Source organism: Streptomyces katrae (genome assembly GCF_000717655.1).
Taxonomy (GTDB): domain Bacteria; phylum Actinomycetota; class Actinomycetes; order Streptomycetales; family Streptomycetaceae; genus Streptomyces; species Streptomyces katrae_B.
In genome coordinates this window covers 157,721-171,169 of sequence record NZ_JNZY01000003.1, presented here as the reverse complement: position 1 = coordinate 171,169, position 13,449 = coordinate 157,721, and the positions used below count along the sequence as shown (strand labels likewise).

The following is a 13,449-nucleotide window of genomic DNA, read 5'->3' as shown; positions in this document are numbered from 1 at the left end:
GACTGCCCACCCGGGCCGTCAGGGCGTCTCGGTCTCCGGGCCGCCGAAGTCGGGACTGGTGAAGTCCGGAGGCGAGTAGCCGGGCCGGGGTCCCTGCGACGCGGATCCCGGGCTGGTGAAGTCGGGCCGGGTGTAACCCAGGTTGGGGATGCGCCCGGCCTTCGGCGTGCGGGGGGCCGGATACACGGGCCCCGCGCTCGGATCGGCCAGCGCGTCCTGCAGGAACGGCAGGATGCCCCGCTCCAGCAGGGCGTGCCGCCAGGCCTCGCGGGCCTGCGCGAGGTCGTCGGGTATCGCACCGTCCTCGGCCACGACCTCCGTCGCGCGGTTGCGGACGGCCGTCACCAGCAGCCCGATCACCGCGAACAGCAGCGAGACCACGGTCAGCGCGCCGAAGAGCCAACCCGCCGTCAGCATCGTGTCGGCGAAGGCCGGTTCGGGCTCGATCGCCTTCAGGGTGTAGCCCACCAGCAGGAAGATCAGCATCGCCGTGCCCGCCAGGACCGGCGCGAGCACCGCGACCACGGCGCTGACCCCGGCGCCGTCGTCGCCCTCGTCCTGCCCGGCGCTCCTGTCCGCACCCGCCGATCCGGGGGTGGACAGGGCCTCGTCGCGCCGTTCCCCGCGGAGTTTCACATAGTGGTCGTACTCGGCCGCGGCCGCGGCCGTCAGCAGCGCGCTGGCCCCGACGGCCATCGTGCGCAGTTGTTCGGCGTTCAGCCGTTCGCCGAGCGCGGCGAGCTCGGGCCGTTCGTGTGCGGTACGCAGCGCCTCGTCGAGGAGCCGATCGAACTCGGGCCGGTCTTCGGTCAGCAGGTGCGGAGCGCTGTTCATGTGCATCCCCCGATGCTCCGTGGGGACCGGTTTGCCCGCGTAGACCCGGGCGCCGGCACAAACGGAGGAGAGCCTGCTACGGATAGGGCGATGGTAGAGCGCCCATGCCGTGCCGTGACAGGGGCTTTCCTGAAATTACCCCCCTTCTGATAACCGTCAGTCGTTCAGAGGGAGTTGCACCACCAGCAGTTTGCCCGCCATCGTGACCCCGCCGTCCATGGCGATCGCGAGTCCGTCCGCGTACACGTGCGGTCCGGTCACGGCCTCCGGGCCGCGGGACTCGTCGCCGTCCTCGGTGCCCACCTCGCCCAGCAGGTACGGGATCGGGCTGTGCCCGTGCACGACCCGGCCGCCGCCATAGGTGTCGAGGAGTTCGCGTACGGCTTGGGGGCCGGTCTCCTCGTCGCGGAAGGCGAACCGCTTGGTGAACTTGCGGAAGAGATCCCAGGTGATGTCGGCGTCGTTGCGGTTGAGCAGCTCGTGGATGGTGTCGTTGACGTCCTCGATGGAGTCGCCGTAGTCGAGGTACGCGGTGGTGTCGGAGTGCAGCAGCAGGTGCCCGTCCTCCAGCACGGCCGCGTCCAGCCGTGACATCCACTGCAGGTGCACGTCCTCCAGGCGCTCCATGTCGGTGCGCTGGCCGCCGTTGAGGAGCCAGGCGGCCTGGAAGGTGGCGGTGCCGGCGCCCGAGGCGACGGGGGTGTCGCCGAACCGCTTGGCGCCGATGAGGAGCAGTTCGTGGTTGCCCATGAGCGCCTTGCAGTAGCCGCCGGATGCGGCGGCCTCCGCGGACAGGCGCATGACGAGGTCGATGACGCCGATCCCGTCGGGCCCGCGGTCGGTGAAGTCGCCGAGGAACCAGATGCGTGCGTTGCCGGCGGACCAGCGGCGCTCGGCGTCGATGAGGCCCTGCGCCTGGAGTTCGGTGACGAGCTCGTCCAGGTAGCCGTGGACGTCGCCGACGACGTACAGCGGGCCGGGGCCCGCGGCCGGGGACTCCTGGGGGACGTACACGACCTGGACGGTGTCACCCGGTCCGCCGCGGCCGATGATCGGCAGATCGCGGTGCGTGGGGGTGTAGCCCTCGTCGAGGTCGTCCTCGTCGGCCGGAACGCCCGTGGCGGGCGCCTGGCCCAAGGGCGGCGCCGGGGGCACGGGTGCGCCCTCCCCGTAGTACGCGGGGTACTCGCCGTACACGGGGGCTTCGTCGGGAAGCCCGCCGGGCACGCCGTACGGGGCGGGCTCGGTGACCGGAACTCGGAAGTCCCGCAGCGTCTCCGTCCGCATCGCGGGTCCCTGACCGGCCCCCTGAGTCATCGACCCCTCCACCACCGTCGCGCTGCCGTACACCTGCGGACCCTCCTGACCTCCGGGGCGGAGGGTCCGTGATGTCGTGCGCCCATCATAGGAATGCGGCTCGCGCTCTGTGACGCACCAGGGGTGGTGAATCCTGGGCGGAACCAATAGTTCCTGCCGCTTTCTCCCGAAATGGGTGTTGCGGAAATCCTCCGCGGGGCTGTCGGCCCCGCCGGTTTCGCGGTGTGGCAGTCAGTCCTTGGCCGGTGACCGGGGCGGACTGACGGTCGTACGGGGCTGCCTGCGCTGCGAGGAGGTACGGACGATCAGCTCGGTCGGGACGACCTGTTCGACCGGGCGTCCGGTGTCGACCCCCTCGATGGCGTCGATGAGCAGCTGCACGACGGCGGTGCCGATCCGGCGTGGTTTGAGGGAGAGGGTGGTGATGGGCGGTTCGGTGTTGGCGTACACCGTGGACTCGCTGCAGCACACGAGCAGCAGGTCCTCGGGGACGCGCAGTCCGTAGCGCCGGGCGGCGGCGAGCAGGTCGGTCCCGTTGGGGTCGAACAGCCCGTAGACGGCGTCGGGTCGGTCGGGCCGGGCGAGCAGCCGGTCCGCGGCGACGGCGCCTGCGCACGGATCGTGGGCGGGGTAGGACTCGTAGACGGGGTCCTGGCCGACGCGCTCGCACCACTTGAGGTAGGCGGTGGTGGAGAGCCGGGTGTAGGTGTCGGTGGTGGTGCCGGTCAGCAGCCCGATACGGCGGGCGCCGGCGGCGGCCAGGTGGTCGAGCAGGTTGAGTACGGCGGCTTCGTGGTCGTTGTCGACCCAGGCGGTGACGGGGAGGGAGCCGGCCGGGCGGCCGTCGGAGACGACGGGGAGACCTTGGCGGACCAGTTCGGTGACGACGGGGTCGTGGTCGGAGGGGTCGATGACGACGGTGCCGTCGAGAGCCACGTTGGACCACACGTCGTGTCGGGAGGTGGCGGGGAGGATGACGAGGGCGTAGCCGCGGGCGAGCGCGGCGGAAGTGGCGGCCCTGGCCATTTCGGCGAAGTAGGCGAATTCGGTGAAGGTGAAAGGTTCATCCCCGTACGTCGTCACGGTCAGACCGATGAGGCCCGACTTGCCGGTACGGAGGGTGCGGGCCGCGGCGGAGGGGCGGTACCCCAGCCGGTCGGCGACCTCGCGAACGTGGCGGCGGGTGGCGTCCGGCAGCCGCCCCTTGCCATTGAGCGCGTCGGAGACGGTTGTGATCGAGACGCCCGCTGCGGCGGCCACGTCCCTGATGCCGGCCCGGCCCTGTCGGCCGGCGGCCCGCCGGGTGGTCTCGGTCCGGCTCACCTGATGCTTCCCTGCTGCTGTCATGGCGAGCCGATAGTAGGGCTCGGCGGGGTGGGTGGTCCGGGTGCATATGCACGCGTTGACAGGCACGATTCTGCATGGTTCGCCACCCCCAATGACCTTGGAATTAAAGGGATTTGGGCGCATAGAGTGAGCGGGGCGTTTGTCGTCGGGTACGGGCATGCCAAAGCGGTGTGGTCTCGGGCCGGTCTCAACTCACCTGTACGAGGGATGCGCGCCACGGCGTGGGCCACCGGCGTGTGCATATATGCGTGCGCTCCCCCGCAATCCTGGCGCCGCCATTTTCGGAAGAGCGGAATCCTCATAAGGTGAGCAGTATTGAGTCGACGGCGACGTCGTACGGGACGGTCGAGGAGGACCTGCGGTGAGCGAGAAGAGCCCGAAGCTGCGCGCCGAGCTGGACGGCATTCCCACCTACAAGCCCGGGAAGCCCGCTGCCGCGGGCGGGCCCGTCGCGTACAAGCTGTCCTCGAACGAGAACCCGTACCCGCCGCTGTCCGGGGTGCTGGAGACCGCAGTCGCGGCGGCAGGACGGTTCAACCGCTACCCCGACCTGGCCTGCACGGCCCTGGTGAACGAGCTCGCCGAGCGGTTCGGGGTGCCGGTCGAGCACATCGCCACCGGCACGGGCTCGGTGGGCGTGGCCCAGCAGCTGGTCCAGTCGACGGCCGGCCCGGGCGACGAGGTCATCTACGCCTGGCGGTCCTTCGAGGCCTACCCGATCGTCACGCAGATCTCGGGTGCTACGGCCGTGCAGGTGCCGCTGACCGACGGGGACGTGCACGACCTCGAGGCGATGTTCGACGCGATCACCGAGCGGACCCGGCTGATCTTCGTCTGCAACCCCAACAACCCCACCGGCACCGCCGTGCGCCGTGACGAGCTGGTGCGGTTCCTGGACCGGGTGCCCTCGGACATCCTGGTGGTGCTGGACGAGGCGTACCACGAGTTCGTCCGCGACGTCGAGGTGCCGGACGGCATCGAGCTCTACCGGAGCCGCCCGAACGTCTGCGTGCTGCGTACGTTCTCCAAGGCGTACGGGCTCGCCGGCCTGCGCGTCGGCTTCGCGGTGGCGCACGAGCCGGTGGCGGCGGCGCTGCGCAAGACGGCGGTGCCCTTCGGCGTCAGCCAGCTCGCCCAGGACGCGGCGGTCGCCTCGCTGCGCGCCGAGGACGAGCTGATGGGCCGGGTCGGGGCGCTGGTGGGAGAGCGTGCGCGGGTCTACAAGACGCTGCTCGGCCAGGGCTGGACCGTGGTGCCGGAGACGCAGGCGAACTTCGTGTGGATGCGGCTGGGGGAGCGGACCGCCGAGTTCGCGACGGCCTGCGAGAAGGCCGGTGTGGTGGTCCGGCCCTTCGCGGGCGAGGGCCTGCGGGTCACGATCGGTGAGCCCGAGGCGAACGACATCTTCCTGCACACGGCGGAGGCGTTCTTCAAGGAGCTGTAGCCCTCAGGGGATACGCGGGTTCGCAGGCGCTACGCCGGTTCGCAGGGGCTACGCGAATTCCACGCGGATCGGGTCGCCGTCGCGGACGGTGGACAGCAGGCGGGGGTCGCCCTCGAACGAGCCGAGCACGTTGCACGGGCTCGCCAGGCGGCTCTCGCCTCCGCGCGAGATGGGCGTGGCGCCGTAGGGGAGGGCGAGGGCGTCGCCCTCGGTCCAGAACGCGACCGTGCCCGGGTCGACGACCTGCCGGGCGTCGTGCTCGAGCGCCACGGAGACGCCGGTGTCGAAGTAGACCTCCTCGCCCCAGGTGTGGGCGGACGCGGAGATCGGAAGGACCTCGGCCAGCGCCTTGCTGGTCGGGGTCTCGTCAAGGGTTGCCGTGAGCTGGCCTGCGGGCCAGGAGATACGAATCCTCATGAGCGGCATTCAACAATCTGTTGAAAGTGTTGGCTAGAGGGGACCCCCCTGAAAGGCGCCGGAAGCGGTACGACATAATGCTTGTGAATGTGAACGCGTTCACAAGCGTGCCCGGCTTCGTCCCGTATTGGGTAGGGCATGCCAGGCAAACTGCGGCAGTGACCACGGCGCACCGAAGGAGACGACGACGTGGACGTAGCTTTGGCGCCAGAGACGTTGGCGCGCTGGCAGTTCGGCATCACCACCGTCTACCACTTCCTCTTTGTCCCGCTGACGATCTCTCTCGCGGCGCTCACGGCAGGTCTCCAGACCGCCTGGGTGCGCTCGGGTAAAGAGAAGTACCTCAGAGCCACGAAGTTCTGGGGCAAGCTTTTCTTGATCAACATCGCCATGGGTGTCGTCACGGGCATCGTGCAGGAGTTCCAGTTCGGCATGAACTGGTCCGACTACTCGCGCTTCGTCGGTGACATCTTCGGGGCCCCGCTGGCCTTCGAGGCGCTCATCGCCTTCTTCTTCGAGTCGACCTTCATCGGTCTGTGGATCTTCGGTTGGGACAAACTCCCGAAGAAGATCCACCTGGCCTGCATCTGGATGGTCTCGATCGGCACCGTCCTCTCCGCGTACTTCATCCTCGCGGCCAATTCCTGGATGCAGCACCCGGTCGGCTACCGGATCAACGAAGAGCGGGGCCGGGCCGAACTCACCGACTTCTGGCTCGTCCTCACCCAGAACACCGCGCTGACCCAGTTCTTCCACACCATCACGGCGGCCTTCCTGGTCGGCGGCGCCTTCATGGTCGGCATCTCCGCCTTCCACCTGGCCCGCAAGAAGCACGTCTCCGTGATGCGGACCTCACTGCGGCTCGGCCTGGTCACCCTGATCATCGCCGGCATGGGCACCGCCATCAGCGGTGACCTGCTCGGCAAGGTGATGTTCAAGCAGCAGCCGATGAAGATGGCCGCCGCAGAGGCCCTCTGGGACGGCGAGGCGCCCGCGCCCTTCTCCGTCTTCGCCTACGGAGACGTCGAGAAAGGCCACAACAAGGTCGCCATAGAGATCCCGGGCCTGTTGTCCTTCCTGGCCAATGACGACTTCACCTCCTTCGTCCCCGGCATCAACGACGTCAACAAGGCCGAGCAGGAGAAGTTCGGGCCCGGCGACTACCGGCCCAACATCCCGGTCGCGTACTGGGGCTTCCGCTGGATGATCGGCTTCGGCATGGCCTCCCTCGGCATCGGAATGCTGGGGCTCTGGCTCACCCGGAAGAAGTTCATGCTGCCCCCGGGCCTGCGCACCGGCGAGGACGAGGTCCCGCACCTGGTCCTCTTCAAGAAGGCACTGAACCCCCGGTTCACCACCTGGTACTGGGTCGTCGCCCTCTGGACCATGGGCTTCCCGCTCATCGCGAACTCCTGGGGCTGGATCTTCACCGAGATGGGCCGCCAGCCGTGGGTGGTCTACGGAGTCCTGCGCACCCGCGATGCGGTCTCGCCCCACGTCTCCCAGGGCGAGGTGCTCACCTCGATGATCGGCTTCACGCTCCTGTACGCCGTGCTCGCGGTGATCGAGGTCAGGCTGCTGGTGAAGTACGTCAAGCTCGGGCCGCCCGAGCTCACGGAGGCCGACCTGAACCCGCCCACCAAGATCGGCGGGGACGACAAGAACCCCGACCGGCCGATGGCCTTCTCGTACTGAGGCTGAGGGGACCACACCATGCAACTCCATGACGTCTGGTTCGTGCTCATCGCCGTCCTGTGGACCGGCTACTTCTTCCTGGAGGGCTTCGACTTCGGGGTCGGCGTACTGACCAAGCTGCTCGCCCGCGACCGCAAGGAGAGGCGGGTCCTGATCAACACGATCGGGCCCGTGTGGGACGGCAACGAGGTCTGGCTGCTCACCGCCGGCGGGGCGACCTTCGCCGCCTTCCCCGAGTGGTACGCCACCCTCTTCTCGGGGTTCTACCTGCCGCTCCTGGTCATCCTGATCTGTCTGATCATCCGCGGGGTCGCATTCGAGTACCGGCACAAGCGGGACGAGGACCGGTGGCAGACCAACTGGGAACACGCGATCTTCTGGACCTCGCTGATCCCCGCGTTCCTGTGGGGCGTGGCCTTCGCCAACATCGTGCGCGGCGTGAAGATCGACGAGCACATGGAGTACGTCGGCAGTCTCTTCGACCTGCTCAACGTCTACTCCCTGCTCGGCGGCCTCGTCACCCTCACCCTCTTCACCTTCCACGGAACGGTCTTCACCTCGCTCAAGACGGTCGGGGACATACGGGAGCGCTCGCGTGCGCTGGCGACCCGGCTGGGTGCGGTCACCGCCGTGCTGGCACTCGTCTTCCTGATCTGGACCCAGGTCTCGCGCGGTGACGGCAAGAGCCTGATCGCCATGGCTGTCGCGGTCGTCGCACTGGTCGGGGCGCTCGCCTTCAACCTGGCGGGCCGTGAGGGCTGGTCGTTCGCCCTGTCCGGGATCACCATCGCGGCCGCGGTCGCGATGCTCTTCCTGACGCTCTTCCCGAACGTGATGCCCTCCTCGCTTAACGACGCTTGGAACCTCACGGTCACCAATGCCTCGTCCAGCCCCTACACCCTGAAGATCATGACCTGGTGTGCGGGAGTGGCCACTCCGCTCGTCCTGCTCTACCAGGGCTGGACCTACTGGGTGTTCCGCAAGCGGATCGGCACGCAGCACATCGTCGATGCGCACTGATCCCTGACCGTCCTGCCCGACCCTGCTCTGGGGGATGTTTCACGTGAAACCGATCGACCCGCGCCTGCTCCGGTACGCCCGCTCCACCCGCCTCTTCCTGGCGGCTGTGGTGGCCCTGGGACTTGCCGGGGCGGGGCTGGTCGTCGGTCAGGCGATGCTGATCGCCGAGATCGTGGTCGGCGCCTTCGAGCAGGGACTGGACGGCGAGGCGCTGCGAACGCCGCTGCTGCTGCTCGCGGCAGTGGCGCTGGGCCGCGGCCTGCTCGCCTGGCTCACGGAGCTCGCCGCCCACCGGGCCAGTGCGGCGGTCAAGTCGCAGCTGCGCGGCCGGCTGCTGGACCGGGCCGCGGATCTGGGGCCAGGCTGGCTGAGCGGACAGCAGACCGGGTCGCTGGTGGCGCTGGCCACCCGGGGCGTGGACGCCCTCGACGACTACTTCTCGCGCTACCTGCCCCAGCTGGGCCTCGCGGTGGTCGTCCCGGTGGCGGTCCTCGCCCGGATCGTGACCGAGGACTGGGTGTCGGCGGCCATCATCGTGGTCACCCTGCCGCTGATCCCGCTCTTCATGGTGCTGATCGGCATGGCCACCCAGTCCCGGATGGACCGCCAGTGGCGGCTGCTGTCCCGCCTGTCGGGGCATTTCCTGGACGTGGTGGCCGGGCTGCCGACGCTGAAGGTCTTCGGCCGGGCCAAGGCGCAGGCCGAGTCGATCCGCAAGATCACCGATGAGTACCGGCAGGCGACGGTACGGACCCTGCGCATCGCCTTCCTCTCCTCGTTCGCCCTGGAACTGCTGGCGACGCTCTCGGTGGCGCTGGTGGCCGTGACCATCGGCATGCGGCTGGTCCATGGGGACCTCGATCTGTACACCGGGCTGGTCATCCTGATCCTGGCGCCCGAGGCGTATCTGCCGCTGCGCCAGGTCGGGGCGCAGTACCACGCGGCCGCCGAGGGGCTGGCAGCCGCGGAAGAGATCTTCGAGGTGCTCCAGACGCCGGCCACTTCCCTGGGCGGCGCGGCCCCGGTGCCGACCGCAGGGCTGCGGATCGAGATGGACGGGGTCGCCGTCCGCTACGAGGGCCGGGGCGAGGACTCACCGGGGCCGGTCTCGATGGCGGTCGGACCCGGGGAGTGCGTCGCCCTGACCGGGCCCAGCGGGGCGGGCAAGTCCACGCTGCTCCAGGTGCTGCTGGGCTTCGTGAGGCCGACCGCGGGGCGGGTGCGGATCGCGGGCGTGGACCTTGCGTCGCTGTCGCTCGAGGAGTGGCGGGAGCGGATCGCGTGGGTGCCGCAGCGGCCGCACCTGTTCGCCGGGACCATCGCGCAGAACGTGCGGCTGGCGCGGCCGGGTGCGTCAGCGGACGCGGTGGCCGAGGCGCTGAAGGACGCCGGTGCGTGGGAGTTCGTGGCCGCGCTGCCGCGCGGTGCCGACACCGAGCTCGGGGAAGGCGGAGTCGGGCTGTCCGCCGGACAGCGTCAGCGGCTGGCGCTGGCGCGGGCGTTCCTCGCGGACCGGCCGGTGCTGCTGCTGGACGAGCCGACCGCGGCTCTCGACGGGGAGACCGAGGCGGCCGTGGTCGAGGCGGTACGACGCCTCGCGGTGGGGCGGACCGTGCTGCTGGTCGTGCACCGGCCGGCGCTGCTGGCCGTGGCCGACCGCGTGGTGCGAGTGGGTCCTGCGGAGCTCCTGTCCCCCGCCCCTCCGGCCCGACCCGCGGCCGCGCCAGGGACCTCCGGAGGGTCCGGCGGCGACCGCAACGGACCGTCCGGTCCCGGGGAGTGGATTCTCGGGGGCACCGCCCCCGAGCGGGCGGCCAAGGCCGGCGGCGCCGACTCGGGCGGGGGCGATCCGCTACGGCGGGTCCGCGCCGTGGCCAAGGCCTGGCAGGGGCGGTTCCGGCTCGGTCTGCTGCTCGGGGCGCTGGCCGTCGGGTGCAGTGTCGGGCTGATGGCCGTCTCCGGATGGCTGATCTCACGGGCCTCGGAACAACCACCGGTGCTCTACCTGATGGTGGCGGTCACAGCCACCCGTACCTTCGGGATCGGGCGGGCCGTCTTCCGGTACGCGGAGCGGCTCGTCTCCCACGACGCCGTGCTGCGGATGCTCGCCGACCTGCGGGTGTCAGTGTTCCGTCGGCTGGAACGCATTGCGCCCGCCGGGCTGCGGGAGCAGCGGCGCGGAGACTTGCTGGCCCGTCTGGTGGCCGACGCGGACGCCCTCCAGGACTACTGGCTGCGCTGGCTGCTGCCGGTCGGCACCGCGGTACTCGTCGGCACCGGCTCGGTCGCCTTCACCGCGTGGCTGTTGCCTGGGGCAGGGGCCGCGCTCTTCGTCGGGCTGCTGGCCGCCGGGGTCGGGGTGCCGCTGGTCAGCGGCGCCTGCGCCCGGCGGGCGGAGCGGCGGCTTGCACCGGCCCGGGGCGAACTTGCCACCCGGGTGGCCGATCTGCTGACGGGGACAGCCGAGCTGACCGTCGCCGGCGCGCTGGCCGGCCGCAAGGGCGCCGCGAAGGAGAGCGACCGGACGCTGACGTCCATTGCCGCACGGGGAGCCGTCGCCACCGGGCTGGGCAGCGGGCTCTCGGCCCTCGTGTGCGGCCTGACCGTGGTGGTCGCCGCTGCCGCGGCCGCGAACGCCGTCCACGACGGCCTGCTGTCCGGGGTGGCCATGGCGGTGGCCGTGCTGACCCCGCTCGCCGCCTTCGAGGCCGTCAACGGCCTTCCGCAGGCCGTCCAGTACCGCCAGCGGGTGCGCCGCAGCGCCGAGCGGATCCACGAGGTCATCGACGCTCCCGTCCCGGTCGCCGAGCCGGAGCTGCCGGCCGCGGTACCCGTTTCTCCGTTCCCGCTGCGACTGACCGGACTCGCCGTCCGGCATCCCGGGCAGGAGCAGGACGCGCTGCACGCGATGGACCTGACCCTGGAGGCCGGCCGGCGGATCGCGGTCGTCGGCTCCTCGGGTGCCGGCAAGACCTCGCTGGCCCAGGTCCTGCTGCGGTTCCTGGACCCGCACGAAGGCGCGTACACCCTGGGCGGGACCGATGCGCGCACGCTCGACAGCGACGAGGTCCGCCGGATCGTGGGCCTCTGCGCCCAGGACGCGCACCTCTTCGACAGCTCGGTACGGGAGAACCTGCGGCTGGCCAGGACCGGGGCGAGCGAGGAGGAGCTGCGACAGGCCCTGGCGGCGGCCCGGCTGCTGGAGTGGGCCGAAGGGCTTCCCGACGGGCTGGACACCCTGGTCGGCGAGCACGGCGAGCGGATCTCCGGCGGCCAGCGCCAGCGCCTGGCCCTGGCCAGGGCGCTGCTCGCCGACTTCCCCGTCCTCGTCCTCGACGAGCCGGCCGAGCACCTGGACCTGGCGACCGCGGATGCCCTGACGGCGGATCTGCTCGCCGCGACCGAGGGCCGCACCACCGTGCTGATCACGCACCGGCTGGCGGGCCTGGAGGCGGTTGACGAGGTGCTCGTACTGGACCGCGGATCGGTCGTGCAGCGCGGCACGTACGCGCAGCTGGCCGCAGCCGAGGGCCCGCTGCGGAACCTGCTGGAGCGGGAGCGGGCGGCGGACGGGATCCTCGCCGACTTTCCCCGGTAAAAGGGACTAACTAGGCTCAAGGGCATGTCAGTGCAGCAGTCGCAGGAACCGCCGGAGTCACCACCCGGAACGCCTGACCCGCTGGAGGTGGCCACCCGGGCGACCCGCAGTCTGCAGGGCCTCTCCACCGAGCTCACCGCCCGGGTGCCGCAACTGCTGGAGGCCATGCGCTCGGTCGGCACCGGCCTCGAACTGCACTCCACCCTCGACCGTATCTGCGAGACCGCGGCCGAGCTCGCCGACGCCCGGTACGCCGCGATCGGCGTCGTCGACACCGAGGGGCGCGGACTGTCGGACTTCGTCACCTTCGGCATCGACGCCGAGACGGCGAGGAGGATCGGGCACCGGCCCGACGGGAAGCGGGGTCTGCTCGGCGCGCTGATCTCGCACCCCGACACGGTGCAGCTCGCCGATCTGACGAAGGATCCGCGCTCGGCCGGATTCCCGCCGCACCACCCGCCCATGAAGACCTTCCTCGGCGTCCCGATCCGGGTGCAGGGAGAGATCTTCGGCAATCTGTACCTCGCCGAGAAGAACGGGGGCGGCCGGTTCAACGACTACGACGTCCACATGGTCCGGGTCCTGGCCACCGAGGCGGGGATCGCCATCGGCAACGCCAGGCTGTACGAGGCCGCCACCCAGCGGGAGCGGTGGATCGACGGTTCGGTGGCCGTCACGACCGCCCTGCTGTCGGGCGGGGACGCGGACGACGCCCTGGCGGTGGTGGCCGAACAGGCCCGCCATCTGGCCGACTCCGCCGCCGGAGTCGTGATGCTGCCGGCCGAGGAGGGCGGGATGGAGATCGTCGCCGTCTCCGCCGAGGATCCGGCCACCTCGCTCGGTCTGGTGATCCCGGCCGAGAGCCCGGTGGTGGCGAGGCTGCTCCAGGGCGAGCCGGTCTTCGTGGACGACGCCGCCTCCGATCCCCGCATGACCAGTCGGCTGACCAGTCAGTACGGGCCTTGCATGATGCTGCCGCTGCACAGTGGCGGACGGGTGCTGGGAGCGCTGGTGACCCCGCGGGCCCGCGGCAAGAGGCCTTTCAGCGAGTCCGAGCGGACCCTGGCCACCCAGTTCGCCTCCCAGGCGGCGCTCGCGCTGATGATGGCCGAGGCGCAGCGCGACCGGGAGCGGCTCGCGGTGTTCGAGGACCGCGACCGGATCGCCCGGGACCTGCACGATCTGGTCATCCAGCGGCTGTTCGCCACGGGGATGATGCTGGAGGGCGCTCAGCGGCGGTCCGTCGTCCCCGAGGTCGTCGACGGTGTCGGCAAGGCCGTGGACGAGCTGGACGTGACGATCCAGGAGATCCGCACCGCGATCTTCGCGCTCCAGCAGGGACCGGCCGAGGCTCCCTCGGGGCTGCGCACCCGGGTCCTGCGAGAGATCAACATGGCCGCGGTGCCGTTGGGTTTCAAGCCGGCGCACCGGTTCCTCGGCCCGATCGACGCGGTGGTCGGCGAGCTGGTGGGCAAAAACCTGATCGCGGCGCTGCGCGAGGCCCTGTCAAATGCCTTCAGGCACGCGGAGGCGTCCCGGATCGAGGTGGTCGTGGACTGCACCGGCGCGCTGGCCGACGGGAGGCCCGGGGTGCGGCTGGAGGTCGCCGACGACGGTGTGGGCATGCCCGAGGGCGGCCGGCGCAGTGGGCTGCGGAACCTGCGCAGGCGGGCCGAGTCGCTGGGCGGGTCGAGTTCGTACGGCCCCGGTATCGGAGAGGACGGCAGCGGGACCACCCTGGTGTGGGAGGCCCCGCTCTGAGGTGCCGGAGCCGGCT

9 protein-coding genes are annotated in these 13,449 nt (G+C 70.6%); 5 read left to right on the top strand and 4 right to left on the bottom strand.

All coding sequences use genetic code 11. The annotated features are described in order from the left end of the window. Positions 1-18: 18 nt before the first annotated feature. The 3 genes from IF09_RS0105775 to IF09_RS0105765 all read right to left on the bottom strand — a co-directional run bounded on the left by IF09_RS0105775 (position 19) and on the right by IF09_RS0105765 (position 3,498). Entirely contained in the window at positions 19-840 is an 822-nt protein-coding gene (locus IF09_RS0105775; RefSeq protein ID WP_030292552.1) for a membrane protein, read from the bottom strand. 150 nt (positions 841-990) lie between these two features. Next, on the bottom strand, positions 991-2,166 hold the full coding sequence (locus IF09_RS0105770; protein ID WP_030292550.1) for a metallophosphoesterase: 1,176 nt from the start codon (positions 2,164-2,166) through the stop codon (positions 991-993). A 216-nt stretch (positions 2,167-2,382) separates the two neighbouring features. Further along, the gene (locus tag IF09_RS0105765; protein WP_030292548.1) at positions 2,383-3,498 is read right to left on the bottom strand and encodes a LacI family DNA-binding transcriptional regulator; all 1,116 of its coding nucleotides are present in this window, start codon (positions 3,496-3,498) and stop codon (positions 2,383-2,385) included. Between the two features lie 361 nt (positions 3,499-3,859). On the opposite strand from IF09_RS0105765, the gene hisC reads away from it, so the two are divergent. Then, complete coding sequence (hisC, locus tag IF09_RS0105760) at positions 3,860-4,942, top strand: histidinol-phosphate transaminase (RefSeq protein WP_030292545.1); 1,083 nt, start codon at positions 3,860-3,862, stop codon at positions 4,940-4,942. 48 nt (positions 4,943-4,990) lie between these two features. Here the strand turns inward: hisC and IF09_RS0105755 are convergent, their stop codons facing one another. Beyond that, on the bottom strand, positions 4,991-5,359 hold the full coding sequence (locus IF09_RS0105755; protein WP_037634071.1) for a cyclophilin-like fold protein: 369 nt from the start codon (positions 5,357-5,359) through the stop codon (positions 4,991-4,993). A gap of 189 nt (positions 5,360-5,548) precedes the next feature. Between IF09_RS0105755 and IF09_RS0105750 the strand changes: the two genes are divergently transcribed. Genes IF09_RS0105750 through IF09_RS0105735 form a run of 4 tightly spaced genes read left to right on the top strand, consistent with a single transcriptional unit; the run spans position 5,549 to position 13,433 of the window. Continuing rightward, positions 5,549-7,054, top strand: a complete 1,506-nt coding sequence (locus IF09_RS0105750; RefSeq protein WP_030292542.1) for a cytochrome ubiquinol oxidase subunit I — start codon at positions 5,549-5,551, stop codon at positions 7,052-7,054. Between the two features lie 18 nt (positions 7,055-7,072). Further along, positions 7,073-8,074: a cytochrome d ubiquinol oxidase subunit II gene (cydB, locus tag IF09_RS0105745; RefSeq protein WP_030292539.1), complete on the top strand. Its 1,002-nt coding sequence runs from the start codon at positions 7,073-7,075 to the stop codon at positions 8,072-8,074. A gap of 43 nt (positions 8,075-8,117) precedes the next feature. Continuing rightward, entirely contained in the window at positions 8,118-11,672 is a 3,555-nt protein-coding gene (cydD, locus tag IF09_RS0105740; RefSeq protein ID WP_030292537.1) for a thiol reductant ABC exporter subunit CydD, read from the top strand. A gap of 24 nt (positions 11,673-11,696) precedes the next feature. After that, positions 11,697-13,433: a GAF domain-containing sensor histidine kinase gene (locus IF09_RS0105735; RefSeq protein ID WP_051832129.1), complete on the top strand. Its 1,737-nt coding sequence runs from the start codon at positions 11,697-11,699 to the stop codon at positions 13,431-13,433. The last annotated feature ends 16 nt before the right edge of the window (positions 13,434-13,449 follow it).